Annotated in this window: 1 protein-coding gene; it reads left to right on the top strand. The window is 46.8% G+C overall.

What is annotated here, in order from left to right; all coding sequences use genetic code 11:
* Positions 1-189 precede the first annotated feature (189 nt).
* On the top strand, positions 190-2,168 hold a 1,979-nt coding region (gene uvrB / locus QUA38_RS28605; RefSeq protein ID WP_333167839.1), incomplete at its 3' end, for an excinuclease ABC subunit UvrB.

Here is a 2,168-nt window from a genome sequence, read left to right as displayed (position 1 = left end):
CGTATCCATAATTCTTTTCCTCGTTTATTGCTGTTGATTGCTGGGTTCGGACAACTGCTTTTGTGGGCTTTCTGCTTTCTATTTGGGCTGATGATTAAAATAATATTACAAAGTCTAACTATTTTTTTAACGAAATTGCAGAATCTCTGCATTTTTGTTAAGATTTATGGGTAATAGCTACATTTTCCTATGGTAACTGCGGCAGCATCTTTTCAATTGCAAGCGCCCTTCCAGCCCACAGGCGACCAACCGCTAGCGATCGCCCAACTCGTCAAAGGCATCGAAGCGGGCGATCGATTTCAAACCTTACTCGGTGCCACAGGTACGGGCAAAACCTTCTCCATTGCCTCGGTGATTGAAAAAGTCGGCAGACCCACCTTAGTCCTAGCACACAACAAAACCCTGGCAGCTCAACTGTGCAACGAACTGCGAAATTTTTTTCCGAACAATGCAGTCGAATACTTTGTCAGTTATTACGACTACTACCAACCTGAAGCATACATCGCCGTCACCGATACTTTCATTGAGAAGACGGCAGCAATTAACGACGAGATCGATATGTTGCGGCACTCAGCCACGCGATCGCTCTTTGAACGCCGCGACGTAATTGTAGTTGCTTCAATTAGCTGCATCTACGGTTTGGGAATGCCCGCAGAATACCTGAAAGCTGCTATTCCTTTGCAAGTAGGAATGGAAGTCAACCAGCGGCAAGTTTTGCGAGATTTAGTCAACGTCCAATACAGTCGCAACGACATAGATTTAGGCAGAGGCAAATTTCGCGTTAAAGGCGATGTTTTGGAAATTGGCCCTGCTTACGAAGATAGAATTATTCGCGTTGAATTCTTCGGCGACGAAATCGATGCCATTCGCTACGTTGACCCCGTTACAGGTAAAATCCTGCAAAGTACAACGGCTTTAAATATCTATCCAGCGCGCCACTTTGTCACTGCAGAAGATAAATTAGAGGCAGCTTGCCAAGGAATAGAACTCGAATTAGAAGACCGACTGGCAGAATTTGAAAAAGAGGGTAAACTATTAGAAGCTCAGCGGTTGGAACAGCGCACGCGCTACGATTTGGAAATGCTGCGCGAGGTAGGTTACTGCAACGGAGTCGAAAATTATTCGCGGCATTTAGCAGGGAGAAATGCGGGGGAACCGCCAGAATGTTTGATTGATTATTTCCCGAAAGATTGGATGTTGGTGATAGATGAATCTCACGTCACAGTGCCGCAAATTCGGGGGATGTACAACGGCGACCAAGCGCGCAAGAAAGTATTGATAGAACACGGTTTTCGCTTGCCCAGCGCTGCCGATAACCGACCTTTAAAAGCAGAGGAATTCTGGGCGAAAGAGAATCAGTGCATCTTTGTTTCTGCTACGCCTGGGGATTGGGAAATGGAGATATCTGAAGGCAGAGTTGCAGAGCAAGTAATTCGCCCTACCGGAGTAATAGATCCGACAATTTTTGTGCGCCCGACGGAAGGACAAATTGATGATTTGTTGGGGGAAATCAAGGAGAGAGTAAGTCGGGACGAGCGAGTTTTGGTGACGACTTTAACGAAGCGGATGGCGGAAGATTTAACCGAATATTTGCAGGAAAGGGGAATTAGAGTGCGGTATTTGCACTCGGAAATTCAGTCGATTCAACGCATCGAAATTATCCAAGATTTGCAGGATGGTAAGTTTGATGTATTGATTGGTGTTAACTTGCTGCGGGAAGGTTTGGATTTGCCGGAAGTTTCGCTGGTGGTAATTTTGGATGCGGATAAAGAGGGGTTTTTGCGATCGGGACGTTCGTTGATTCAAACGATTGGAAGGGCGGCGCGGCACGTTCAGGGACAGGCTATTTTGTACGCGGATAATTTGACGGATAGTATGGTTAAGGCGATCGACGAAACGGATCGACGCCGGGGGATTCAGCTAGCCTACAATAAAATGCACGGGATTACGCCGCAGCCGATCGCCAAAAAGCGATCGAGTAATGCGATTTTGGCATTTTTGGATGTGTCGCGCAAGCTTAATTCTCAGCAGTTGGAGGAGGTTTACGAACAGGTAAACGAGTTATCTTTGGATGAGATTCCTCAGTTGATCGGGCGGTTGGAAGCGCAGATGAAGGCGGCGGCTAAGAAGTTGGAGTTTGAGGAGGCGGGTAAATTGCGCGATCGGAT

This window comes from Microcoleus sp. Pol12B4, assembly GCF_036701385.1.
Taxonomy (GTDB): domain Bacteria; phylum Cyanobacteriota; class Cyanobacteriia; order Cyanobacteriales; family Microcoleaceae; genus Microcoleus.
The sequence above is the reverse complement of the archived record's forward strand: the minus strand, read 5'-3'. Positions and strand labels throughout refer to the sequence as shown.